1 rRNA gene is annotated in these 256 nt (G+C 51.2%); it reads right to left on the bottom strand.

The features are described from left to right. Positions 1-124 (bottom strand): 16S ribosomal RNA (locus LRQ04_RS20535); the annotation flags it as partial. Between the last annotated feature and the right edge of the window lie 132 nt (positions 125-256).

The following is a 256-nucleotide window of genomic DNA, read 5'->3' as shown; positions in this document are numbered from 1 at the left end:
GTTACTCACGTGTTACTCACCCGTTCGCCACTAATCCCCCAGCAAGCTGGGATCATCGTTCGACTTGCATGTGTTAAGCACGCCGCCAGCGTTCATCCTGAGCCAGGATCAAACTCTCCGTTGAAAAATAACAGACACAACCACACCCACCGGAAATAACGGTAGAAAGCGCGGCTGCACAAAATTCGAAACCAGCTGAAAACCAGCCCACCACACCCGGGGGTGCATGACAGAACTGGCATAAATTTCAACCAAT

Origin of the sequence: Paenarthrobacter sp. AR 02 (assembly GCF_021538675.1) — a bacterium.
Classification (GTDB): domain Bacteria; phylum Actinomycetota; class Actinomycetes; order Actinomycetales; family Micrococcaceae; genus Arthrobacter.
The sequence above is the reverse complement of the archived record's forward strand: the minus strand, read 5'-3'. Positions and strand labels throughout refer to the sequence as shown.